Origin of the sequence: Methylosarcina fibrata AML-C10 (genome assembly GCF_000372865.1) — a bacterium.
GTDB lineage: Bacteria > Pseudomonadota > Gammaproteobacteria > Methylococcales > Methylomonadaceae > Methylosarcina > Methylosarcina fibrata.
The window spans coordinates 996,407-1,019,013 of record NZ_KB889965.1; the positions used below are offsets into that span (position 1 = coordinate 996,407).

The window sequence follows — 22,607 nt, forward strand, 5'->3', positions numbered from 1 at the left end:
TCGGACCTTTTTCACAGGCGGCGGCCGCCTTTCTCGTTTACAGGCACAAAGAAATGAGTAGCCACATTATGCAAACTTATGGTCGTTTACCCGTAACGTTCGAACGAGGCGCCGGCGCCTGGTTGTGGGATACCGAGGACAACCGTTATCTGGACGCCGTGGCCGGCGTCGCCGTCTGCAATCTCGGACATGCTCATCCTGCCATCCATAAAGCCGTTTGTAAACAGAGCGAGACGCTGATTCACACCTCCAATCTTTACGGCATCGCCGTGCAGGAGCGTCTGGCGGATCGTTTGTGCGAAAAAACCGGCATGGACACCGTGTTTTTCTGCAATTCCGGCGCCGAAGCCAATGAAGCGGCCATTAAACTGGCCCGTAAATACGGCCATCAGCTCGGCGTGGAAGCTCCGTCGATCATCGTGATGGAAAAGAGTTTTCACGGACGGACCCTGGCTACGTTAAGCGCCACCGGCAATGCGAAAATTCAGCAGGGTTTCGCGCCGTTGGTGGAAGGTTTTATCCGCGTGCCTTACAACGACGTCGAAGCCATCGAGCAGGCTCTGCGCCGGCACGACAACGTGGTCGCCATCCTGGTGGAACCGGTTCAGGGCGAAGGCGGCGTCAACGTTCCGGCCGGCGACTATCTGAACCGAATACGCGCTCTGTGCGACCGCCACAACCTGCTGATGATGCTCGATGAAATCCAGACCGGCATCGGCCGCACCGGCCGGTTTCTGGCTTTCCAACACAACGGCATTCGGCCCGACGTCTGCACCCTGGCCAAGGCCTTGGGCAACGGCGTGCCGATCGGCGCCTGTCTGGCCTACGGCAAGGCGGCCAACATTCTGACGCCGGGCGCTCACGGCTCCACGTTCGGCGGTAATCTTCTGGCCTGCAGCGCGGGCCTGGCCGTGCTGGAAACTCTCGATAACGAGCAGTTGATCGAGCGGGTAGAAGAAAAAGGCCGGGCCATCGAATCGGGACTCCGGCAGCGCCTTGAAGGCAATCCCCATATCATCGACATCCGCCGCAAAGGCTTGATGATCGGCATCGAATTGGAGCGCCCCTGCGCGGAATTGACGGCTTTGGCATTAAAAAAAGGATTGTTGATCAACGTCACCAACGAAAGGACCATCCGTCTGCTGCCGCCTCTGATCATCGATGCAAACCAGATCGATTATCTCGTCGCAACCTTGTCGGCTCTTGTCGAAGAGCATACAAAAGCATGGTAACTCTATGAAACTTAGACACTTGACCAGTCTGCTCGATTTGACTCCCGAAGAATTCCGCTATTTGATCCAGAGGGCGATCGAGTTAAAAAATCATCGCGATCCGGATTATCAGCCGTTAAAAGGCCGGGTATTGGCGATGATTTTCGAAAAATCGTCGACCCGCACCCGCGTTTCCTTCGAGTCGGGCATGAGCCATTTCGGCGGCAGCTCGATCTTTCTGTCGCCTCGGGATACGCAACTGGGCCGGGGCGAACCTTTGCAAGACAGCGCCAAAGTGATTTCCAGCATGGTCGACTGCATCATGCTGAGAACCAACCGGCACGAAACGGTGACAACCTTCGCCGAATTTTCCAGAGTTCCCGTCATTAACGGCCTGACCGACCGGGAACATCCCTGCCAGTTGCTGGCCGACATGCAGACCTATTTAGAAGTGCGCGGCGACATTCGTGGAAAAACCGTCGCTTGGATCGGAGACGGCAACAACATGTGCCATTCCTATATTCACGCGGCCAGGCTGCTGGATTTTAATTTGCATATCGCCAGCCCGCAGGCCTACCGCCCGCTTCCTGAGATAATCGCCGAAGGCGGGGAGCGGATCCGGCTTTTCGGCAGCGCGCTGGAAGCGGCCCGTGACGCCGATCTGTGCGTGACCGACGTATGGGCCAGCATGGGCCAGGAGCAGGAACAAAAACAGCGCGAGACCGCTTTCAAGGAATACCAGATTAACCTGGACATCATGGCTTCGGCCCGCCCCGACGCCTTGTTCATGCATTGTTTACCCGCGCATCGGGGCGAGGAAGTCAGCGCCGAAGTCATCGACGGACCGCAAAGCGTGGTGTTCGAAGAGGCCGAAAACCGGCTGCATGCGCAAAAAGCTCTGCTCGAGTTTCTCTTGTGCCCAAAATGACGTTAGAATACAGTTCTTTAGACGTCACAACCCAGAGATTCCAGTGAAAAATGCACTCAGCGCTTTTATTTTTCTGCTGTCAGCCTTCGCTTCGGCGGAAGCCAGAACGGTCTATGTCACCGACACCATCAATTTATCGCTGCGCAGCGAAGAGAGCGAAAAAGGCAAAGTGTTAAAACTTCTGCCGACCGGCACGCCGCTCACCGTGATCTCGGAAAACAAAAAAACCGGTTTTTCCCGCGTACGACTGGAAAACGGCCAGGAAGGCTACTTTCCGACCCGCAATCTGATGAAGGATCCGCCCAGCCGTTTTCAACTGGAAGCCGCCAACAAAAGCATGGGATCGCTGCAAATGGAAAACGCCCGGCTGAAATCCGAACTGGAATCGATCAAACAATCCATAACGCCGAATACGTCTCTCGAGCAATCGCTGGCGGCGGAGCGCGACCAATTGCAGCGGGAACTTTCCGATCTGAAAAAAACCGCCGCCAACAGCATACAGATAAAAGAGGAACGGGACGAGCTGCAGGAACACGTAGTGAACCTCGAACGTGAACTCGAACAATTCAAACTCGATAATAAAGTGCTGAAAGACAGCACCGAGCAGGACTGGTTTCTCTACGGAGGCGCCGTCGCTTTTACCGGCGTGCTTCTGGGCTTTATCCTGCCGAGAATCGGATGGCGCCGCAAATCCGGAGGCTGGGATACCTTTCGCTGAAGCCGGCCGCTGCGGCAGCCCGGATAGAACTATTTTTTCAATTTTTTACCAGGACAGGATTTAAATGACTCAATCAGGTGACCCCAAGACCCGCACCTATTCCTCCCAAGTTGTCGACGGCATGGAACGTGCGCCCAGCCGCGCGATGCTGCATGCCGTCGGCTTCACCAACGAAGATTTCAAAAAACCGCAAATCGGCATTGCTTCCACCTGGAGCATGGTCACGCCCTGCAACATGCACATCAATAAACTGGCCGACAACGCGGCGCGCGGCGTCGATCAGACCGGCGGCAAGGCCGTGATCTTCAACACGATCACGATCTCGGACGGCATCTCGATGGGCACCGAAGGCATGAAATATTCGCTGGTGTCGCGCGAAGTGATCGCCGATTCGATCGAAACGGTCGTCGGCTGCCAGGGCTTCGACGGCATCGTCGCGATCGGCGGCTGCGACAAGAACATGCCCGGCTGCATGATCGCCCTGTCCCGTTTGAACCGTCCGGCCATTTTCGTTTACGGCGGCACCATTCTGCCGGGCTGTCACAAGGACAAAAAACTCGACGTCGTCTCGGTGTTCGAAGCGGTCGGCGCCAGAGCCAACAACAAGATCGACGACGCCGAACTCGCCGCGATCGAAGCCAAAGCGATTCCGGGTGCCGGCTCCTGTGGCGGCATGTACACTGCCAACACGATGGCTTCCGCGATCGAAGCCTTGGGCATGAGTCTGCCGAACAGCTCCGCTCAGGCAGCCGTTTCCGAGGACAAGCGTCTCGACTGCGAACGCGCGGGCGCGGCGGTTCTGGAACTGTTGAAAAAAGGCATCAAGCCGCGCGACATCATGACCAAAGAAGCGTTCGAAAACGCGATCACGGTGGTCATCGCGCTCGGCGGCTCGACCAATGCGGTGCTGCATCTTCTGGCGATGGCCAATGCGGCCGGCGTCGATCTGACGCTGGACGATTTTACCCGAATCGGCAAAAACGTGCCGATGGTTGCCGACCTGAAGCCGAGCGGCCGCTATCAAATGGCCGAACTGATCGAGATCGGCGGCATTCAGCCGCTGATGAAGGAACTGCTGGACCGCGGCCTCTTGCACGGCCACTGCCTGACCGTCACCGGCAAGACGCTGGCCGAAAACCTGGCCGACGTCAAACCTTATCCCGAAGGCCAGGATATGATCCATCCACTGGACCAGCCGATCAAAAAAGACAGCCATCTGGTCGTTTTGTACGGCAACCTCGCCGCCGAAGGCGCGGTCGCCAAGATCACCGGCAAGGAAGGTCTGGTATTCACCGGCAAGGCGAAAGTTTTCGACGCCGAGGAGCAGGCTTTGCAGGCGATCCTGAACGGAGACATCGTCAAGGGCGACGTCATCGTGATCCGCTACGAAGGCCCGAAAGGCGGTCCCGGCATGCGGGAAATGCTCTCCCCGACTTCGGCGGTCATGGGCAAGGGGCTCGGCAAGGAGGTCGCCTTGATCACCGACGGCCGCTTTTCCGGGGGCACCCACGGCTTCGTGGTCGGGCACATCACTCCGGAAGCCTACACCGGCGGCGCGCTGGCGATCGTGCAAAACGGCGACGAGATCACGATCGACGCCGAAACCCGCCAATTGACGCTGCACGTGAACGAACACGAAATCGCGCGTCGTTTCGACAAATGGAAACAGCCGGCGCCGCGTTATACCCGGGGAGTTCTGGCGAAATACGCCAAGTTGGTCAGCTCGGCTTCGAAAGGCGCAGTGACGGATAATTTGGATTGAATAAATGCCACTTTTTGAAATGTCGGGGCAAAATCTGGTTCCGATTGAACAGACAAATTTCTCCGTTGAGAAGGAGTTGCAAAATTTAATTGAGAGAAATCTCGGATCTGTTTTCAACTGCCGTTTCGTGGCCTCGGAGTTTTCGACTGGTACGCTGCATGCTGGGCGCATAGACAGTCTCGCACTGTCTGAGGATAATAACCCAGTTATTATCGAGTACAAAAAGGTTGAATCATCTGAACTGATTAATCAAAGTCTCTACTATTTGCATTGGATTCAAGATCACAAAGGTGATTTTGAAATTGCAGTTCAGCGAGTGCTAGGTAATGGTATAGAAGTAGATTGGTCGGATACAAGGGTTATCTGCATCGCTCCCAATTACAAGAAATATGATTTACATGCTGTTCAGGTAATGGGGGCAAATATAGAGTTATGGAAATACCGTCTCTTTAAAAATGGCTCTCTTTACCTTGAAGAAGTTTTGCAAGCAACCAAAATTCCTGCCATTGTCCAGAATATTGGTAAGAATCCGATTATGGTTGAAGCGGGAAAGAAAGCTGCGCAAATACGCGCCACGGCAACGTACACTTTTGATGAGCATCTAGAAGAAAAGCCAAATAATATTCAAGCCCTCATGCATACTATCCGCGAATTCATCGTAGGAATTGATCCTGCTATTGAGGAAGTTCCAAAGAAATTCTATGTTGCCTACAAAATTTCACAAAACATTGTATGCATGGAACCGCAAAGCCGAAACATCAAGCTTTTCCTAAAGCTAAGTCCAGCAGACGTTAAGTCTCCGCCTAAGTCTTACCGTGATGTTACAAAAATCGGCCATTATGGAACAGGAGATTCCGAGTTCACGATAGGTACCGAGGATGAATTCGAAAAAGTTAAACCCTATATCGAGTTAACATACAACAAGGTTGGCGGATAACATTTCTAACACAGAGCTGATCTGTTGATTAGGTTACGCGTTAGCCGTAACCAAACATATTGAAGCTGCAAATGTCATGTTACGGCAAACACTAACCTCCTAAAAACTTTCTTTCAAGAGGCCAACTCCATGAATTTCCACATTGAATACGAACGCGAAGAGGATGGCCGCTGGCTAGCCGAAGTGCCCGAAATTCCCGGCGCGATGGCTTACGGCACAACGGCCGATGAGGCGATGGGCAAAGCGGAAGCGTTGATGCTTCGAATACTTGCAGAACAAATTGAAACCGGCGAAAGCCGTCCGATGCCGATAACGATCGAACTAGCTACACCGTGAGCCAATGGCCTTCGGCTAAAGCCAAACGGGTTTTGGCGGCTTTAATGCATATCGGCTGGGAAATAAAGCGGCAGTCAGGCTCACACCGGACGCTAATTAGGAAAGACTGGCCCGATTTTGTATTCGCTTTTCACGACAATGAAGAAATAGGCCCACGGATGCTTGCTCGCATCGCCAAACATACCGGATTAAAACCGGAAGACTTATAATTTTTATCTTCGCATTCTCGACAAAACTCCTTTGATGGTATCCAATCAATCCTTCGTCAACTGGTTCAGAGACTCCTCTCCCTACATCCATTCGCACCGGAATAAGACCTTCGTGATCAATTTCGGCGGCGAGGCGCTGCTCGACCCCGACTTCGACCATCTGGTGCACGATTTCGCGCTGCTGAAAAGCCTGGGCATTCGTCTGGTGCTGGTGCACGGGATCCGACCTCAGATCGACGAGCGGCTGCAAAAACTGGACGCCCCTGCCCTGTTTCACAAAAACCTCCGAATCACCAGCGATCTAGCCTTGCAATGCGTCAAGGAAGCGGCCGGGACCGCACGCGTGGAAATCGAAGCACTGCTGTCGCTGGGACTCGCGAATACGCCGATGGCGGGTTACGGGTTACGGGTTGCTTCCGGCAATTTCGTGACGGCCAAACCGATCGGCGTAATCGACGGCGTCGATTACGGCCACACCGGCGAAGTCCGCCGCATCGACGGAGCGGCGATCAGCCGGCAGCTCGATCAGGATGCGATCGTGCTGATTTCGCCAATCGGCTATTCGCCGAGCGGCGAGGTTTTCAATTTGTCCGCGGAACAGGTCGCCACGCAGGTCGCGATCTCGTTGAAGGCCGAAAAGCTGATTTTCTTGACCGAGCAAGGCTTCAACTATCCCGAAAGCGGCGAGCCGATCCAACAGATGACCACCGCCGAAGCCCGCTCTTTTCTCGACCACCATCCCGACCTTCCGAATACCGTCAGCCTGCCGCTGAAGGCCGCGATCCAGAGTTCGAACGCAGGAGTCGGCCGGATCCATTTGATCGACCGGAGAACCGACGGCGCCTTATTGCTCGAATTGTTCACCCGCAACGGCATCGGCACATTGGTCAGCGAAGCTCCTTTCGAGGACATCCGGTCGGCTACTCTGGACGATATCGGCGGCATCCTGGAACTGATCAAACCGCTGGAGCTGCAAGGCATTCTGGCCAAACGGACACGAGAAAAAATCGAAACGGAAATCGCCGATTACATTGTCATCGAACGGGACGGGTTAATTATCGGCTGTACCGCGCTTCATGCGCATCGGCACGGTCATTTCGGGGCAATCGCCTGCCTGGCCGTCCATCCCGGCTACCGGGGCGGAGCCCGGGGCAACCGCATGCTGGAACATGCCTACCGCAAAGCGAAAAAACTGGCTCTTAAAAAACTGTATGTGTTATCGACCCAGACCGCACACTGGTTTATCGAACGTGGATTTCAGCCGACCGATTTCAACCACCTGCCCGAGCCGTTAAAAATCCTTTATAACCCGGAAAGAAACTCGAAAATTCTGGTCAGAGACATTGAATAGGAATTGAGGAAAAGTCCGCCGATGAATTCTGTTGCTCGCGCTGCTTCCATTCTGCAGGTGACCGATCCGCACATCATGCCTGCTCCCGGCGAAAAATTTTACGGGCTCGATACCGACCGGACGTTTCGCGCCGTATTGGAGCAGGCTTTTGCCGAAAACACGACCATCGATTTGATTTTGCTTACCGGCGATCTGATGCAGGAACCCAGCCTTTCGGGCTACCAAAGGATCCTAACAATGCTTGAGGATTTTCCTGTCCCCTGCGTATGCCTCCCCGGCAACCATGACGACTACCGGCTCATGCAGCAAGTTTTGAATGAAGGAAACATACGCTGCGAGTCACGTTTATTTTTGAACAACTGGCAAATTCTCTGTCTGAACAGCCAGGTACCGGGTTATCCTGGAGGGCATCTCGAGGCGCGGGAGTTAGCCTTCATGGAAGATTGCTTAAGCAAAAATCCAGATCATCCGACCCTGATCGCCGTGCACCACCACTGCCTGAAAATCGACAGCGACTGGATGGACACCATGATGATCGACAACAGCCGGGATTTTTTGTCGTTAGCCGCCAAATATCCTCAGGTAAAGGCCGTCATCTGCGGCCATGTGCATCAAGCGGTGGATTGCCGGTTCGAATCGATCCGAATCCTCAGTGCGCCTTCGACCTGCATCCAGTTTACGCCGGCCAGCCGGGAGTTCAGCATCGACGATACCGCCCCCGGTTACCGCATGATCGATCTGTACGCCGACGGCAGCATGGACACAAGCGTAGGCTATTTAAGACCGGCCGGCCGTGAATCCGAACCCGGCAGGTAATGTTCATCACGATTAACGATGTTTTTTGACGCCCTTGTACGATTCCGAGACTGTTTTTTCCCTGGCCAGAAAGCCGGCTGCGCTCACCGGAACCGAATCAATGGCCAGAAGCGCGCCCAGTTCGGTCATCGCTCTTTGATACACCTTGCGTTTAAAATAAACCACGTCGTTGAGCGGTTCCCAGTAATCCACCCACCGCCAGGTATCGAATTCCGGCTTCGGACAGCAGTCGAAACGCACGTTGGATTCATGCGTCACCAGCCGCAAGATAAACCAGATCTGTTTCTGGCCGATGCACAAAGGCATCGAATTTTTACGAATATAACGTTCGGGCAACTTGTACCGCAGCCAATAGCGCGTGCGCCCGATCACTTGAACATGCTGTTGCTGTAGCCCGGTTTCCTCCCACAATTCGCGATACATCGCTGTTTCAGGGTCTTCATCATGATTTATGCCGCCTTGAGGGAACTGCCAGGCGTTCATCCCCATTCGTTTTGCCCAAAACACGCGACCCTCGTCATTGCAAAGGATGATTCCGACGTTAGGCCGATATCCTTTAGAGTCTATCATGTTAAAACCTGCATCTTGTATCCTGCCCGCTCCCGATCCCGTCTATGATAAAATGATCGGGAGAAGGCCGATTGAAAAAAATTAGTATCTCATTGTTCCATAATTTTTCTTTAGTTTCCATAGAGTTTTATTCTTTTTATTATTTTAACCGGGATTATTGTGAGTTTAGCGATTTTTGATCTGGACAATACGTTAATAGCAGACGACAGCGACTATCTGTGGGGCCAATTTCTTGTCGATCAGGGCATCGTGGACAAGCATCAGTATGAAGCGGCAAACGCCCGGTTTTACGAAGATTACAAACAAGGCAGGCTCGATATTGTCGAATTTCTGCGTTTTTCGCTACGGCCCTTAACCCTGCACGCCCCCCGGCAGCTCTTTGCCTGGCGAGACCGGTTCGTATCGGAAATCATCACGCCGATCCTGCTGGAGCCCGCCCGTGAACTCATTGCCAAACATAAAAGTCGAGGGGACACGCTGCTAGTCATCACCGCCACCAACCGCTTCGTTACCGAGCCCATCGTCAAGTTGTACGGCATTGACCACTTGCTGGCGACTCCGCCCGAATTTGTCGACGGACGGTATACCGGAAACTTCGTCGGGGAACCCTGCTTTCAGGAAGGCAAGGTCAGGCTGTTGCAGCAATGGCTCGAAGACAACCGGGAAACAATGAACGACAGTTGGTTTTACAGCGATTCTCACAACGACCTACCGTTGCTGAACAGGGTGGACCATGCGGTGGCGGTCGATCCGGACGAAAAATTGAAAGCTCACGCCCGGAAAGCCGGCTGGCCCATCATCAGTTTGCGCAACGGGATCTGCCCCACCGATCATTTTCATAAATGAACCTTTACAAAAAGCATTCATGAATTAGATTTGTTCTGTACGGGAAAGATTTTCATCGAGCCGGGCTTCGCTCCGGCCAGCCGCAATGCACAGTTATCCTTATGACCCAATCGGCCCATTCCGACTCCGACATTTCTGAAGCCGCCCCTCCCCGGCCGAAACCCAAGCGCAAAAAGACGAGTTCGGAATTCTCGGCCATCGAACCTGCCGATAAGCCCGAACAGACGAAGCGAGCGCCACGCAAACCGAGAGCAAAAACCAGAAAAGCAAAGAAAAAACCGACACCGGCTCAGATCAGAAAAAAAATTCTGATGCTTGCTCTCGAAATCCTGGGTCTTTCAGTCACAGCCATTTCGCTGATCATCGCGCTGTTGGGCTATTCGGCGAACCGATTTTCCGGAACCAGTTTTTTCGGCAATCTATTGCCGTTTGCGATCGGCATCCTGGTTATGGTAGTGATCACCGCACTGTTTCTGGTGGGCTGGTGGAAGCTTCGTCAATGGCTTCAGTCCCGGACTGAATTTTTAGCGCCTCTCATGGCTGCCGGCCTTGCCTTGTTGATCGGTTGGTTCGTCGTTCAGGACGAATTTGCCATGGCTTATGGAAGCTTCCGGACTTTGGTGGGGGGCAAACAGGAGGCCGGACGGGTCACCATTGCCCATCAGGTTTATGCTGCATACCGCCGGTACAATTCGGCGCAATTGCAAAAAATGATCGTCCGGGCGAAAGCATTTCAAAAAGTCATCGAAGAAGCCGCCGGAGCCTTTGACGTCGATGTCAATCTGCTGCAGGGCATCGCCGCGACGGAATCGTCTTTTATGCCGAGAAACAGCAACGATGGGGGGCACGGCTTGTTTCAGATCACGCAAGTGCCGAAATCGATCATCAAGGAAGCGCAAACCAAACTGAAGACGGAGAAGCTGTCGCTTGAAAATTCCCGGCATAACGCTTTCATAGCCGCCGCCACGTTCAAACACTATCTGACCGAGATGAACGACGATTTGTTTCTGGCTCTGCTTGCCTACAATATTGGTCCGGCCAACGGAGGATTGCGCTTTATCATGCAGCAATACGGCGCGTCCGATTTTACCAGCATTCAGCCCTATTTACAGACTCTGCCGCGCGACTATCCGATACGGGTTCTGTCCTATTCTCTGGCATTCCGGCTGTGGCAGGAGAAAGGCGAATTACCGGCCTATGAAGAAGGCAACAATGCCGTTCAAGTTCAGCGGGTAGGCATTCCCGGACTGCTGCCGGATCTTTGAAGGACGCTACAGAGCCCGATTGTGAAATAAAAGGGCTCCGAGCACTGTTTGGACCATTACCGGCGCAACTTTAAGTCGGCCGTAAACAAGACCTAACGGCGGCGTACGAAAATATCGATTTCCTCATTCGTATCGTCTGCCGTCAGGTTGTCGGCATACGTTTCGAACGCAACAAAGCGGCCGTTGCCCGAGATGGCGGGGTAGATGCTGGTACTGTTGCCCTCAACGCCCGAATCGCCGAGAGACATCATTTCGGTGCTGTCGGTTCTAAGGTCGCGCACGAACACGTCCGCGGTGACATTGTCATCCCCCGGAATCAAATTGGTAGCGGTTGAATGAAACGCGATGTAACGGCCATTGGCGGAGATAGCGGGATACAGGCTGGTACTGTTGCCTTCAACGCCCGTACTATCGAGTGAAATACGCTCGATAACGCCTTTTTTGAGGTCGCGCACGAACACGTCGATGGCGTAATTGCCGTCCCCTTCGACCAGGTTGCTGGCTTTTGAATGAAACGCCACGTAACGGCCGTTGCCTGAAATTGCAGGCCCGGCACTTTCGTTATTTCCTTCAATTCCCGAATTGCCGACCGACACCCGTTGCGTTTCTCCCGCCACCAGGTCACGCACGAAAACATCGTAGGTGCCGTTATTGTCTCCGGAGACCAGATTGCTGGCGTAAGAGGAAAAGGCCACATACCGGCCATTTTCGGATAAAACAGGCTCGTAACTGAAGCCGTTCCCTTCCGTACCCGAGCTGTCGACGGAAGCCCGCTGGGTGATGCCGGTCTTAAGATCATGTACAAAAACATCGGCGGTGCCGTTGCCGTCTTCGGCAACCAGATTGCTGGCATAAGACAAAAAGGCCACGAACCGGCCATTGGCGGAAAAACTCGGACCGGAACTCGAACCATTGCCTTCCATACCCGAACTGTCCACGGAAATGCGGCTGGTCACGCCGGTTTTAAGATTGCGCACAAAAACGTCATAGGTGTTGTTATTGTCGCCTGCGACCAGATTGTCGGCACCCGAGGCAAACGCCACCAAGCTTCCGTCCGCAGCAAAGGCAGGACTAAAACTCGGGCCGTTGCCTTCCACACCGGCGCTATCGACGGAAACCCGTTGAGTTTTGCCGGTTAAAAGATCGTGGACAAAGACATCCATCGTATCGTTGCCGTCATCGTCAACCAGATTATTGGCTTCGGAGGCGAACGCCACGTTGCGTCCGTTGGCGGTAAGAGCAGGACTTTCGCTATAGCTGTTTCCTTCCGATCCCGTGCTGGATACCGAGGCTCGGACCGTTTTCGGAGATACGGCCAGAACGGAAGAAACAGGCGACAGGCCCATCAGTATTCCGGCGGCCACTGACAGAACGGTTAGCTGACTGAAGGAAGAGGAGTTAGATTTTTTCATTAGCGCCCCATGTTAGACATTTTGATAAACAACTTTTGATTATGCGTATTCCCGGCTGGAGAAGATCTCTTCAACCGCAAAAGCATCAAGGTATTCGGTAGATGGCCCTTCTTATACGATATTTTGCCTTGAAAAACAATATAGAAATTATATTTTTTTAAAAATGAGCGCATCCGTAAAGCCCAAGAGGCCGAGTTTATTTTTTCCGATACCCAAGGAATACTGCCGAATCCGACAGGAAGCCATCCTTTTCTGTCGCACCAAAATATTGCGTCCGGATGAATAATAGGATAAGCTTAAAAAACCTCGATAACTGGTCGATACATTTAGCATTTATTTCTTATCTATATTATTCTGCGGCTGGCACTGGTGGTAGTTTTATCCACCGCTGTTCGACGGGTCTAAAACAAGAGCGCCATCGTACCACTCTTGTTATAAACCCAAAATAATCAATAATGAGGTCGACATGAGAACTAAATTCCTGCTGAAGCGCGCATATCACGACACCGTCTCCATCCCTCTACTGCTCCTGATCAGCGCCGGATTCACGCATCCCGCTCGAGTTCCGCCTTCGTCCCTGACCGTCGATCATAACGAATTCAGAGAAATTCCTCCGCCGCTTCCGGATCACGATAAACCCGACCATAAAATGGCCGATGCGCATGTTCAGAAAAAAAAAGCTCTGGCCAATTACATCCAGCATCAATTCAAAGTCACTGAAAACAAGGCGTCCGTCATAGTGTCGGAAGCTTTTAACAACGGCGTCAAGCAGGGGCTGCAACCGGAATTGATACTGGCGATTATCGCAGTGGAATCCAAATTCAAGGAAAAGGCGGTCAGCCCGAAGGGAGCACGAGGCCTGATGCAGGTGCTGGCCAGCGCTCATCCCAAAAAAATCAAGTCTATTGGCGGCACTCGGGCCCTATACAACGCAAGAAAAAATATCTCGGTCGGTACCCATATCCTGGCGGAATATAAGGATCTGAGCAAAGGCAATATCAGACGGACTCTGTTAAGGTATAACGGCAGTCTGGGAAATAACCGATCGCATTATCCGGACAAGGTTTTTCGCATTTACAAACAAATGAAAAATACAGCCCGGTTAAACGAGCAGCTTCAGGTCGCGCAATTGCAGGATGACCGCTCTTAGTTCCACCAGGACCGCCTGGATCTAATCAGCCCCCTTTTCATGCCAAAAAAAGCCGTGCTGAATAAAATGCAGTGACTGTTCGATAATATAATCGCGCTGCATGATAAAAGTATGGGAAAACGGTACGACGAGAAAATCCTGCATCCCTTCAACCCGGCACCGCTCTACGGATACCTTGCCGTCGTTAGCCCCGGAAATCAGCCGGGATAAAAAGGGATTGACGGGTTTATCGCCGGCGATGACGCCGACCGGAAAATGAACCGAGCCCAGGCTATTCGGCAGGCTGTCCGCTTTCGTGCCCAATTGCAGTCCGGCCGGCCCGCCGAAGTATTTAAACAGCTTCCAGGCACCCAGTTTGTCGACGATTTCGCTCCCTTGATTGGGCGGCGCAAGCATCACCGCTCTGCCCAGTTTATCGATCCGCTGACGCGACAGATAGTAGCGTAGCAGAATACCGCCTAAAGAATGAGTGAAGAAATGAATTCGATTGATCGGGAGCGGTTCGCATTTCCGTACGCCTTCCTCGATATAATCCAGAGCCAGTCTCTCGATGCCGTAATGCCGCGAAGGATAATCGATCGTTATAATCTGATAACCGTATTCGGAAAATAGCCTGCCGGCATTTTTCATGCTGCGCCCGGTTCTGGCCAAGCCGTGCAACAAAATGATGGCTTCCGAATTCTGTTCAATTCTGGCTAATTTCGCTTTTATATTTTCCATAAACTCAAAAATAACCAATAACAGAGCTTATTAGCTCGATTTTATCCGATTTGACCGGCTGCGTTCCAGTTGCTGGGACGGTATTTTTGACTCCCGGGGATTCCTGTGCCTCTCCTTCCGCTCTGCCGGAAACAAAAAAGGCAGCTATAAGCCGCCTTTTTTATCCGGACACAATCTCGACCTGAAAAATTACAATTTTTCCTTGATTCGAGCAGCCTTACCGGTCAGATCACGCAAATAATACAACTTGGCTCTGCGAACGTCGCCACGGCGTTTGACTTGAATTTCGCTGATCAACGGACTGTGTGTTTGAAAAACACGCTCAACGCCGGTTCCGTGCGAAATTTTTCTTACGGTGAATGCCGAGTTCAATCCGCGATTGCGTTTTGCAATAACAATCCCTTCAAAAGCCTGGATTCTTTCCCTATCGCCTTCTTTAACTTTAACTTGAACCACTACGGTATCGCCCGGATTGAATTCCGGCACCTGTTTCAGTTGTTCTTTTTCCAATGCATCAATTATATTGCTCATTACCACACCCTAATTAACTTCAATTTTAAATTCGTTCAGCAGAGTTTCCTGCTCCATGCTTAATTTTTTCTTGGCCAGCAAATCCGGACGCCTCTGCCAGGTTCTGCCGAGTGCCTGTTTGGCCCGCCAGCGCTCGATCTCGCCATGATTGCCGCTCAGCAGAACCGCCGGCACGGCAAGCCCCGACAGGCATTCGGGCCTTGTATAATGCGGGCAATCCAACAAGCCGCCGGCATGGGAATCCTGCCGGGCGGATTCTTCATCGCCGAGCACTCCGGGCAATAAACGGGTTATCGCATCGATAACGATCAAGGCGGCCAGTTCGCCGCCGCTGATGACGTAATCTCCGATCGACCATTCATCATCGCAGTCCAGCTCGACAAAGCGCTCGTCAATGCCTTCGTAGCGCCCTGCAATCAGAATCAATTGCCCTTCGCCGCAGGTTTCAGCCAATAAATCCTGAGTAATCGGCCGGCCTTGAGGACTTAAGTAAATGACTTTCGCCGAACCCGGCCCGGCCTGTTTCGCACACATCACCGCCTCGTGGAGTGGCTGATATTTCATCACCATGCCCGGGCCGCCTCCGTAAGGCCGGTCATCGACCGTCCGGTGCCTGTCGTGCGTATAGTCTCTGGGATTCCAGACCGACAGACTGACGATCTCTCGCTCGATCGCTCTGCCGGTCACGCCGAAACTAGCGGCCGACATGATCATTTCCGGAAAAATGGTGACGACGTCAAACCGCATCGGTACAGTTAAAACTCCGGATCCCAATCCACCTTGATGACCCCGGCATCGAGGCTGACGTGAAGTATTGTCTGTCCCTGTAAAAAAGGTATGGCGCGCTCCCGTTCGCCTTTGACAATCAAAACATCGTTCGCGCCGGTTTCCAGCAGACTGTCCACGAATCCCAAACGGACACCTTCGGCCGTTTCAACCGCCATTCCGATCAGATCGGACCAGTAATATTCCCCCTCTTCCACGGCGGACAACTGAGATTTCAGGATATGAACATCCGAGCCGATCAGACTCTCCGCCTGACTCCTATCGGTGACCTCTTCAAGCCGTGCGACTACCGTTTTGCCGTGCAGCTTGCCGTCGGCTACTTGGTAAGTTCGAACTTCTTCTCCCTTCTTTATTAAGGTCCAAGGAGAATAATTAAAAATATTCTCCTTCGGATCGGTATAGGAATAAACCTTAACCCAACCTTTGACCCCTAAAACGCCGGAAATCCTGCCGACGACGATGGTTTTGTTTCGGCTTTCGGTCAAATCGGTTTAGGCAGCCGCCTTCAATGCGTCTTTAATTAATTTTGCCACGCGGTCGGAAGGCTGTGCGCCGTTGGCGGTCCAGTAGCTGACGCGCTCGTTGTCCAGACGCAGCCTTTCTTCCTTGCCCCGCGCCAACGGGTTGAAAAAACCGACACGTTCAATATAGCGGCCGTCGCGGCTGTTTCTGCTGTCCGTCACAATAACATGGTAAAAAGGACGATTTTTTGCGCCGCTTCTGGCAAGACGAATAGTTACCATCTAATTTCCTCGAAAACATTAATTCAAAATTTAATCCGCCTATTTTACGCGATTTTTGCAATAAGTGAAGTACTAATTGATATTGATGCCGAGATTTCCGGCTGCGTCACGAGAGGAGCGACACAGCCGGGTCTTGGTTATCTCCGGAAAGCCCTCACGTTATTCTTGATGCCGCGCATCATATTGGCCATGTTGCCGGTTTTGAATTTTTTCATCATTTTCTGCATCATCAGAAATTGCTTCAAGAGTCGATTGACGTCGTGCAACTCCTGCCCGCAGCCGGCGGCAATGCGTTTTTTCCTGTTGCCCTTGATCAAATCGGGAAAACGTCTTTCCTGCATCGTCATCGAATTGATCACGGCAATCTGACGCGCCAGCATTTTGTCGTTGATCTGGTTCTTCATTTCGGTGGGAACGGCATGAATGCCGGGCAATTTGTCGAGCAAGGTATTGACGCCGCCCATATTCTGCATTTGCAGCAATTGTTCGCGAAAATCTTCCAGATCGAAACTTTTGCCTTTCTGGATCTTGCGAGCCAGTTTTTCGGCCTTTTCCTTGTCGACTTTTTGCTCGATCTCTTCGATCAGGCTTAACATGTCCCCCATGCCGAGGATACGGGAAGCGAGGCGATCCGGATAAAAAGGCTCCAGCGCGCTGGTTTTTTCACCGACGCCGATGAACTTGATGGGTTTGCCGGTAATGTGGCGGATCGATAACGCCGCCCCGCCGCGGGCATCGCCGTCGGCCTTGGTCAGAATGACCCCGGTTAACGGCAATGCGTCGTTGAATGCCTTGGCCGTGACCGCCGCATCCTGACCGGTCATGCTGTCGACCACGAACAGCGTCTCGATCGGCTGGATCGCGGCATGCAGTTCCTTGATTTCACCCATCATTTCGTCGTCGATATGCAGACGTCCCGCGGTATCGATAATAACGACGTCCAGGAATTTTTTCCGGGCGGCTTCGATGGCGCTATTGGCGATGTCGACCGGCTTTTGGGAAATATCGCTGGGGAAAAATTCCAGATCCAGTTCACCCGCCAGCATCTCCAGTTGCTTGATCGCGGCCGGACGATAGACGTCCGCGCTGACCACGCCGACTTTTTTCTTTTGATTTTCCTTGAGCCATCGGCCGAGCTTGGCCACCGTCGTGGTTTTTCCGGCGCCCTGAAGCCCCGCCATCAAAATGATCGCCGGCGGGTTCATCCTCAAATTGAGGCCTTCGTTGGCCTCGCCCATCACCTTGATCAACTCGGCCTGAACCAGCTTGATCAGCGATTGCCCCGGCGTCAGACTGGACTGTACTTCCTGGCCCAGTGCCCCTGCTTTGACCCGATCGATAAAATCGGTAACGACAGGCAAGGCCACGTCGGCTTCCAGCAAGGCGACGCGCACTTCGCGCAGGGTTTCCTTAATGTTGTCTTCAGTCAGGCGCCCCTGCCCTTTAATTTTTTTAAGCGTATTACTTAATCGGTCGGTTAAATTATCAAACATAGCTATGACTTTATTGGATCCAAGAAAATTTGCCCGCGAAAAGGCTTAGACCGGCCTGGCAACAGATTCTCCGACGTATGTCACCGTCAATAAAAAACAGGCGCCGCAACAGGACTTTTCAAATCGGATATACTACCATATCCTGGAAGGCCTTTGCACTGGGCGTCCTATCGAACCATGTTTTCGCAAGCTTTAATCCTTGCTTGGTATGGTTATTGACGACTTGAATGCAAAGCCTTGAAGACATCCTTAGCCTGTATAGCCGACCACCAATCCGATGAATGCCACCGCTTTCGCCCTAGTTGCCATCAGCGCCTACCTCGGCAGCGCCCTGCTGATTACCCGACAGATTTATCTGAATTCGAATGAGAAAAAGCCGGCTCCGCTAGTGCTCGCCTGGATCGCGCTGGCAGCTCATATATTCTATGGCGCCCTGATTTTCCGCAATAACAACGGTTTGAGTTTCAGCTTTTTTACCATGGCTTCGCTGGTGGCCATGATTGTCGTGCTGTTGCTGTTAATTGCCACTTTCAACAAGCCGGTGGAAAAACTCGGAATTGTTCTGTTTCCGATTGCCGCCCTGATGCTCGGCCTGGAACTCGGCCTCTCCGAAACGCCGCATCCTCTACAGACTTATAATTGGCAGATGGGGACTCATATTCTGACCTCCATTATCGCTTTCAGCCTGTTGAATATTGCCGCGCTACAGGCTTTGCTGCTTGCTTTTCAGGACCAGCAGCTCAAAAGCCATCCGCCCAAGCGCTACATTCTTTCCCTGCCGCCCTTGCAGACCATGGAATCCCTGCTGTTTCAAATGCTGGGGGCCGGCGTATTTTTTCTGACCATTTCCCTATTGAGCGGCTTTCTGTTTATTGAAGATTTATTCGCTCAGCATTTGGTTCACAAAACCGTATTATCGATCCTGGCCTGGGTCATCTTCTCCGGTTTGCTGCTGGGCAGGGCGCGCTTCGGCTGGCGCGGACGGACGGCGATCAAATGGACGCTGTTAGGCTTTGTTTCGCTGCTTTTGGCTTATTTCGGCAGCAAACTGGTGCTGGAAATCATTTTGCACCGGTCCTAGATACAGAGCCAGAGAGGCTCTCGTTTTCCGGAATGGGCGCCTCTTGCAAGCCAGACGGCGTTTCCGATTTCTCGGGACGCAAACTTGAAAACCCCGGCGCAATTTTCCTGAGCCGGGGCGAAAAGAGTACAGTTTCCCCAACCTTATAATTTTTTGGCCAGGTCTTTCAAATAAGCTATGAAATCGTCCTTGAGTTCCTTGTGCAGCAATCCGTGCTCGACCGTAGCGATCAGGAAGCCGAGCTTGGATCCGCAATCGTAACGGTTGCCTTCAAACTCATAGGCGAGGACCTGTTCGTCCGCCATCAGGGCGGCAATGGCATCGGTCAACTGAATTTCGCCGCCTGCCCCTTTGGCGGTGTATTTGATTTTATTGAAAATGGCCGGCGTCAGAATATACCGGCCGACCACCGCCAAATTGGAAGGCGCCACGGCAGGCTTGGGTTTTTCCACGATCAGCTCGATCGGACTGGCCCTGCCGTTGCTTTCGCCCACTTTCACGATGCCGTAGCTGCCGGTTTCGAAAGGATCCACCCTTTCCACGCCGAGGATGGAACACTGGTGTTGCTGATACAGCTCGACCATCTGGGTCATGCAGCCGCAATCGGCATTTTCTATCAAATCGTCGGGCAGGATGACTGCAAAAGGTTCGTCGCCGATTACCGGACTGGCGCAATTGACCGCGTGACCCAACCCCAAAGCTTCGGCCTGGCGAATGAAAATACAAGACACATGGGGCGGAACGATGCTTCTTAACAAGTCCAGCGTATCGTGCTTGTTTCTTGCTTCCAGTTCCTTTTCCAATTCATAAGCTTTGTCGAAGTGATCCATGATGACGTTTTTGGTGCGTCCGGTAATGAAAATCATGGTATCGATGCCGGCGGCGACCGCTTCTTCGACGGCGTATTGCATCAACGGTTTATCGACGATGGGCAGCATCTCTTTGGGAGTGGCCTTGGTGGCCGGTAAAAAACGAGTGCCCAAACCGGCTACGGGAAAGACTGCTTTGGTAATTTTTTTGCTCATTTATTTATCTGTTTCCTGTTTTTAAACTGAATCTTACATTATTAATTGAATTTTTCTTTTAAAATTGCCGAAAAAGACCCGCGTAAAAAACGCCAATTCATTCGAAAATAACCGGAATTCGGTTATTTTCGGCCATAGGGGTCGTTAAAACGGACGATATCGTCTTCTCCGAGATAGCTTCCCGACTGCACCTCGATCATTTCCAGCGGAATCACTCCCGGATTTTCAAGGCAGTGCATCACTCCTAACGGTATATAAATCGATTCATTCTCGGTCAACAAGATTTTTTCATCTGCTTTCGTCACCAAAGCGGTACCCTTGACGATAATCCAGTGCTCCGCACGATGATGATGTTTCTGCAGCGAGAGTTTGGCGCCGGGTTTGACCACGATTCGCTTGGTTTGATGGCGGTCGCCGTTATCGACGGAATAATAGTGCCCCCAGGGGCGATAGGCCTTGCGATGGTATTCGGCTTCGCATCGCCGCTGCTCTTTCAGCCTAGCAACGACGGCTTTGACTTCCTGCACCTTATCCTTGGACGCCACCATGACGGCATCGGCGGTTTCCACGATCACCAAGTCGGCCACGCCGATCGCGGCGACCAGCTTGTTCTCGGCATGGATAAAGGAATTTTCCGTATCGACCGTCAGTACGTCGCCATGGATCGCATTGCCGAAGGAATCCTTATCGATCACGTCCCATAAGGCCGACCAGGAACCGACGTCGTTCCAGCCGGCATCCAGAGGAATCATTACGGCTTTGTCGGTTTTCTCCATCACCGCATAGTCGATCGAATCGGATGGGCATCGGCTGAAAACTTCCTTGTCAATGCGGACAAAATCCAGATCCGTCGTCGCGGTGGCAATCGCCTGCCGGCAGATCGACAACATGTCCGGATTGAACTTGTCCAGTTCCTTCAGAAAATTGCCCGCGGTAAAGGCAAACATGCCGCTGTTCCACAAGTAATTCCCGCTCTCGAAGTAATTTTCGGCAGTCTTAAAATCGGGTTTCTCGACAAAGGCCGCGACATGAAAAGCCCGGCTCTGAAAAGCATCGCCGCGTTTGATGTAGCCGTAGCCGGTTTCGGGATGAGTCGGAACGATGCCGAAAGTGACCAGATGGCCCTGCCCGGCTAAAACGGCGGCTTGGGCAATGGCCTGATGGAACGCTTTGATGTCGGTCAAGACATGATCCGCCGGCAATACGAGCAAAACTTCGTCCTCGGATGGCGCGGACAACGCGGCCATGGCGACGGCGGGCGCGGTATTCCTGCCGAAGGGTTCCAGAATGATTGCGGACGGTTTTATGCCGATCTCCCAAAGCTGCTCGGCCAGCATGAACCGGTGATCTTCATTGCAGACGGCAATCGGAAGTTTTAATCCTTCGATGCTGTTTAACCGGAGCACCGTCTCCTGCAGCATGGTCCGGTCCGAAACCAAAGCCAGAAACTGCTTCGGATACTGTCCTCGGGACAAGGGCCATAGCCGGGTGCCGGAGCCGCCCGACAAGATAACCGGAATCATAGTTAGTTTTCTCCTTGATTTAATAACTCAATCTCTGAAACTCGACGGCAACAAGAGTCCAGGGTTCGGCAATGGGCCGGATCGGGCTTAATTTTATCGTTATCGCCGGAACAGTAAAAGATAAACCTCTTTGCCTGCCGATTCTTTGGGGCGTATGGCCTGAAAACGGACTCCGGCGCAACTGTTTACCTTCATTTTTCGTTTCCTTTATCGTTCGAGGCGATGAGAATTATCATAGCAGCAACTGAGCTTTTTTGGAGATGTCCTTTGTAAGTTCTTTATTTTCCAAGATTATGAACAGTCGATCCGCATCGGTTTCTAACCCGGGATTGCCTCTACCGGCACCATGGCAGGTTAGACCAGACGGATTCCGTTGTCGTCGATCAATATCCGTTTGCTTTTGTACAGCGCTCCGATGGCTTGTTTGTAGACTTTCTTACTCACTCCGAAAGCTTCGTGAATGGCCTCGGGCGGGCTCTTGTCCGATAACGGCAATACGCCGTGATGCGCTTTCAGTTCGGCAAGAATCCGGTCCGTCAACGATTCGACTTTGCCGTATCCCGGCTGATGAAGAGTGAGGTCGATTTTCTTGTCGTCCCGGATCTGTTTTATGTAGCCCTCCATTTTTTGCCCTTTTTTAACCGCCCGAAACAGCTCGTTGTGATACAGCATGCCCCAATGGGTATGGTTGATGACGGCCTTGTAACCGAGATCGGTTTTATCGGCGATGATCAGGGAGACTTTCTGGCCGGCTTTGAAACCGTCCGCTTCTTCTTTAACGCAGTTGTCCAGTTTGGCGGTAGCAGCAATCCGGTTTTTATCGTCAAGAAATATCCTGACCAGATACGACTGGCCGGCTTTCATTTCATACGGCTGCTCGCCGAAAGGAACCAGCAAATCTTTCGGCAACCCCCAGTCCAGAAATGCGCCGTAATAATTGACCGAAATCACTTTCAGCCAAGCGATCTCGCCGACCTGAGCCTTCGGCATTTGAGTGGTAGCGGCCAAATGCCCTTCGGCATCGACATAGACGAACACCTCCAGAGCATCGCCCGGGCGGCAGGCGGCAGGGAGCTTTTTATCGGCCAAAAGCACTCTGGCCGATCGTCCGTCCCCCAGATAGACCTGGGAGCCCAACTGCTTGACCACTTTTAATGTATTGACTTTACCAATTTGTATCATACGGAAAATGCC

24 protein-coding genes are annotated in these 22,607 nt (G+C 52.5%); 13 read left to right on the forward strand and 11 right to left on the reverse strand.

Features of this window, described 5'->3' with window-relative positions; translation table 11 throughout:
- Positions 1–53 precede the first annotated feature (53 nt).
- From A3OW_RS0104890 to cpdA, 9 genes are all read left to right on the forward strand, one after another.
- Positions 54–1,232 (forward strand): acetylornithine transaminase, encoded by a 1,179-nt coding sequence (locus A3OW_RS0104890; protein ID WP_026223339.1) that lies wholly within the window; start codon positions 54–56, stop codon positions 1,230–1,232.
- Positions 1,233–1,236: 4 nt separating this feature from the next.
- Positions 1,237–2,139: an ornithine carbamoyltransferase gene (gene argF, locus A3OW_RS0104895; RefSeq protein ID WP_020562311.1), complete on the forward strand. Its 903-nt coding sequence runs from the start codon at positions 1,237–1,239 to the stop codon at positions 2,137–2,139.
- A gap of 43 nt (positions 2,140–2,182) precedes the next feature.
- Positions 2,183–2,857, forward strand: coding sequence for a TIGR04211 family SH3 domain-containing protein (locus A3OW_RS0104900; RefSeq protein WP_020562312.1), 675 nt, complete (start codon positions 2,183–2,185; stop codon positions 2,855–2,857).
- Between the two features lie 64 nt (positions 2,858–2,921).
- Complete coding sequence (gene ilvD / locus A3OW_RS0104905; protein ID WP_020562313.1) at positions 2,922–4,619, forward strand: dihydroxy-acid dehydratase; 1,698 nt, start codon at positions 2,922–2,924, stop codon at positions 4,617–4,619.
- Positions 4,620–4,623: 4 nt separating this feature from the next.
- Positions 4,624–5,556, forward strand: a complete 933-nt coding sequence (locus tag A3OW_RS0104910; RefSeq protein WP_020562314.1) for a DUF5655 domain-containing protein — start codon at positions 4,624–4,626, stop codon at positions 5,554–5,556.
- A gap of 129 nt (positions 5,557–5,685) precedes the next feature.
- A complete protein-coding gene (locus tag A3OW_RS0104915) occupies positions 5,686–5,892 on the forward strand; it encodes a type II toxin-antitoxin system HicB family antitoxin (protein ID WP_020562315.1) in 207 nt (68 codons plus the stop codon).
- Positions 5,889–6,101, forward strand: coding sequence for a type II toxin-antitoxin system HicA family toxin (locus tag A3OW_RS26900; RefSeq protein ID WP_083918142.1), 213 nt, complete (start codon positions 5,889–5,891; stop codon positions 6,099–6,101). Before A3OW_RS0104915 ends, A3OW_RS26900 begins: the two co-directional genes overlap by 4 nt.
- Before the next feature lie 34 nt (positions 6,102–6,135).
- Positions 6,136–7,452, forward strand: a complete 1,317-nt coding sequence (gene argA / locus A3OW_RS0104920; protein WP_020562316.1) for an amino-acid N-acetyltransferase — start codon at positions 6,136–6,138, stop codon at positions 7,450–7,452.
- Between the two features lie 21 nt (positions 7,453–7,473).
- On the forward strand, positions 7,474–8,268 hold the full coding sequence (cpdA, locus tag A3OW_RS0104925; RefSeq protein WP_020562317.1) for a 3',5'-cyclic-AMP phosphodiesterase: 795 nt from the start codon (positions 7,474–7,476) through the stop codon (positions 8,266–8,268).
- A gap of 12 nt (positions 8,269–8,280) precedes the next feature.
- On the opposite strand, the gene A3OW_RS0104930 is transcribed toward cpdA, so the two are convergent.
- Positions 8,281–8,838, reverse strand: coding sequence for an RNA pyrophosphohydrolase (locus A3OW_RS0104930; protein WP_033411565.1), 558 nt, complete (start codon positions 8,836–8,838; stop codon positions 8,281–8,283).
- Between the two features lie 159 nt (positions 8,839–8,997).
- Here A3OW_RS0104930 and A3OW_RS0104935 point away from each other — a divergent pair, with 159 nt between their 5' ends.
- Both A3OW_RS0104935 and A3OW_RS0104940 read left to right on the forward strand, forming a co-directional pair.
- Positions 8,998–9,684: a histidinol-phosphatase gene (locus A3OW_RS0104935; protein WP_020562319.1), complete on the forward strand. Its 687-nt coding sequence runs from the start codon at positions 8,998–9,000 to the stop codon at positions 9,682–9,684.
- A gap of 311 nt (positions 9,685–9,995) precedes the next feature.
- Entirely contained in the window at positions 9,996–10,949 is a 954-nt protein-coding gene (locus tag A3OW_RS0104940) for a transglycosylase SLT domain-containing protein (RefSeq protein ID WP_232422334.1), read from the forward strand.
- A 92-nt stretch (positions 10,950–11,041) separates the two neighbouring features.
- Here the strand turns inward: A3OW_RS0104940 and A3OW_RS0104945 are convergent, their stop codons facing one another.
- The gene (locus A3OW_RS0104945; protein WP_083918143.1) at positions 11,042–12,361 is read right to left on the reverse strand and encodes a TolB family protein; all 1,320 of its coding nucleotides are present in this window, start codon (positions 12,359–12,361) and stop codon (positions 11,042–11,044) included.
- Positions 12,362–12,827: 466 nt separating this feature from the next.
- On the opposite strand from A3OW_RS0104945, the gene A3OW_RS0104955 reads away from it, so the two are divergent.
- On the forward strand, positions 12,828–13,511 hold the full coding sequence (locus A3OW_RS0104955) for a lytic transglycosylase domain-containing protein (RefSeq protein ID WP_020562323.1): 684 nt from the start codon (positions 12,828–12,830) through the stop codon (positions 13,509–13,511).
- Positions 13,512–13,532: 21 nt separating this feature from the next.
- Here A3OW_RS0104955 and A3OW_RS0104960 read toward each other — a convergent pair whose 3' ends face one another.
- The 6 genes from A3OW_RS0104960 to ffh all read right to left on the reverse strand — a co-directional run bounded on the left by A3OW_RS0104960 (position 13,533) and on the right by ffh (position 17,784).
- Positions 13,533–14,231: a lipase family protein gene (locus A3OW_RS0104960; protein ID WP_033412104.1), complete on the reverse strand. Its 699-nt coding sequence runs from the start codon at positions 14,229–14,231 to the stop codon at positions 13,533–13,535.
- A gap of 189 nt (positions 14,232–14,420) precedes the next feature.
- Positions 14,421–14,762 carry a 50S ribosomal protein L19 gene (gene rplS / locus A3OW_RS0104965; protein WP_020562325.1) on the reverse strand — a complete coding sequence of 114 codons (342 nt, stop codon included), beginning with the start codon at positions 14,760–14,762 and terminating at the stop codon, positions 14,421–14,423.
- Positions 14,763–14,771: 9 nt separating this feature from the next.
- On the reverse strand, positions 14,772–15,509 hold the full coding sequence (trmD, locus tag A3OW_RS0104970; protein WP_020562326.1) for a tRNA (guanosine(37)-N1)-methyltransferase TrmD: 738 nt from the start codon (positions 15,507–15,509) through the stop codon (positions 14,772–14,774).
- Positions 15,510–15,517: 8 nt separating this feature from the next.
- Positions 15,518–16,033: a ribosome maturation factor RimM gene (gene rimM / locus A3OW_RS0104975; protein WP_020562327.1), complete on the reverse strand. Its 516-nt coding sequence runs from the start codon at positions 16,031–16,033 to the stop codon at positions 15,518–15,520.
- Between the two features lie 6 nt (positions 16,034–16,039).
- The gene (gene rpsP / locus A3OW_RS0104980) at positions 16,040–16,291 is read right to left on the reverse strand and encodes a 30S ribosomal protein S16 (RefSeq protein ID WP_020562328.1); all 252 of its coding nucleotides are present in this window, start codon (positions 16,289–16,291) and stop codon (positions 16,040–16,042) included.
- Between the two features lie 137 nt (positions 16,292–16,428).
- Entirely contained in the window at positions 16,429–17,784 is a 1,356-nt protein-coding gene (gene ffh, locus A3OW_RS0104985; RefSeq protein ID WP_020562329.1) for a signal recognition particle protein, read from the reverse strand.
- A gap of 277 nt (positions 17,785–18,061) precedes the next feature.
- On the opposite strand from ffh, the gene A3OW_RS0104990 reads away from it, so the two are divergent.
- Positions 18,062–18,865: a cytochrome C assembly family protein gene (locus A3OW_RS0104990; RefSeq protein ID WP_020562330.1), complete on the forward strand. Its 804-nt coding sequence runs from the start codon at positions 18,062–18,064 to the stop codon at positions 18,863–18,865.
- Positions 18,866–19,008: 143 nt separating this feature from the next.
- Here A3OW_RS0104990 and galU read toward each other — a convergent pair whose 3' ends face one another.
- The 3 genes from galU to A3OW_RS0105005 all read right to left on the reverse strand — a co-directional run bounded on the left by galU (position 19,009) and on the right by A3OW_RS0105005 (position 22,595).
- Positions 19,009–19,890, reverse strand: coding sequence for a UTP--glucose-1-phosphate uridylyltransferase GalU (galU, locus tag A3OW_RS0104995; protein WP_020562331.1), 882 nt, complete (start codon positions 19,888–19,890; stop codon positions 19,009–19,011).
- Between the two features lie 122 nt (positions 19,891–20,012).
- A complete protein-coding gene (locus A3OW_RS0105000) occupies positions 20,013–21,413 on the reverse strand; it encodes a mannose-1-phosphate guanylyltransferase/mannose-6-phosphate isomerase (protein WP_020562332.1) in 1,401 nt (466 codons plus the stop codon).
- A gap of 354 nt (positions 21,414–21,767) precedes the next feature.
- On the reverse strand, positions 21,768–22,595 hold the full coding sequence (locus A3OW_RS0105005) for a CvfB family protein (protein WP_020562333.1): 828 nt from the start codon (positions 22,593–22,595) through the stop codon (positions 21,768–21,770).
- Positions 22,596–22,607 lie beyond the last annotated feature (12 nt).

What these genes read in the sequence shown, in the direction of transcription:
- A3OW_RS0104960 (WP_033412104.1), bottom strand. Translation starts at nt 14,231, where the DNA reads ATGGAAAATATAAAAGCGAAATTAGCCAGAATTGAACAGAATTCGGAA.
- A3OW_RS0104940 (WP_232422334.1), top strand. Translation starts at nt 9,996, where the DNA reads ATGCTTGCTCTCGAAATCCTGGGTCTTTCAGTCACAGCCATTTCGCTG.
- galU (WP_020562331.1), bottom strand. Translation starts at nt 19,890, where the DNA reads ATGAGCAAAAAAATTACCAAAGCAGTCTTTCCCGTAGCCGGTTTGGGC.
- ffh (WP_020562329.1), bottom strand. Translation starts at nt 17,784, where the DNA reads ATGTTTGATAATTTAACCGACCGATTAAGTAATACGCTTAAAAAAATT.
- A3OW_RS0104910 (WP_020562314.1), top strand. Translation starts at nt 4,624, where the DNA reads ATGCCACTTTTTGAAATGTCGGGGCAAAATCTGGTTCCGATTGAACAG.
- argF (WP_020562311.1), top strand. Translation starts at nt 1,237, where the DNA reads ATGAAACTTAGACACTTGACCAGTCTGCTCGATTTGACTCCCGAAGAA.
- A3OW_RS0105000 (WP_020562332.1), bottom strand. Translation starts at nt 21,413, where the DNA reads ATGATTCCGGTTATCTTGTCGGGCGGCTCCGGCACCCGGCTATGGCCC.
- A3OW_RS0104955 (WP_020562323.1), top strand. Translation starts at nt 12,828, where the DNA reads ATGAGAACTAAATTCCTGCTGAAGCGCGCATATCACGACACCGTCTCC.
- A3OW_RS0104930 (WP_033411565.1), bottom strand. Translation starts at nt 8,838, where the DNA reads ATGATAGACTCTAAAGGATATCGGCCTAACGTCGGAATCATCCTTTGC.
- trmD (WP_020562326.1), bottom strand. Translation starts at nt 15,509, where the DNA reads ATGCGGTTTGACGTCGTCACCATTTTTCCGGAAATGATCATGTCGGCC.
- rplS (WP_020562325.1), bottom strand. Translation starts at nt 14,762, where the DNA reads ATGAGCAATATAATTGATGCATTGGAAAAAGAACAACTGAAACAGGTG.
- A3OW_RS0105005 (WP_020562333.1), bottom strand. Translation starts at nt 22,595, where the DNA reads ATGATACAAATTGGTAAAGTCAATACATTAAAAGTGGTCAAGCAGTTG.
- cpdA (WP_020562317.1), top strand. Translation starts at nt 7,474, where the DNA reads ATGAATTCTGTTGCTCGCGCTGCTTCCATTCTGCAGGTGACCGATCCG.
- ilvD (WP_020562313.1), top strand. Translation starts at nt 2,922, where the DNA reads ATGACTCAATCAGGTGACCCCAAGACCCGCACCTATTCCTCCCAAGTT.
- A3OW_RS0104990 (WP_020562330.1), top strand. Translation starts at nt 18,062, where the DNA reads ATGAATGCCACCGCTTTCGCCCTAGTTGCCATCAGCGCCTACCTCGGC.
- A3OW_RS0104945 (WP_083918143.1), bottom strand. Translation starts at nt 12,361, where the DNA reads ATGAAAAAATCTAACTCCTCTTCCTTCAGTCAGCTAACCGTTCTGTCA.
- A3OW_RS0104915 (WP_020562315.1), top strand. Translation starts at nt 5,686, where the DNA reads ATGAATTTCCACATTGAATACGAACGCGAAGAGGATGGCCGCTGGCTA.
- A3OW_RS0104890 (WP_026223339.1), top strand. Translation starts at nt 54, where the DNA reads ATGAGTAGCCACATTATGCAAACTTATGGTCGTTTACCCGTAACGTTC.
- argA (WP_020562316.1), top strand. Translation starts at nt 6,136, where the DNA reads ATGGTATCCAATCAATCCTTCGTCAACTGGTTCAGAGACTCCTCTCCC.
- rpsP (WP_020562328.1), bottom strand. Translation starts at nt 16,291, where the DNA reads ATGGTAACTATTCGTCTTGCCAGAAGCGGCGCAAAAAATCGTCCTTTT.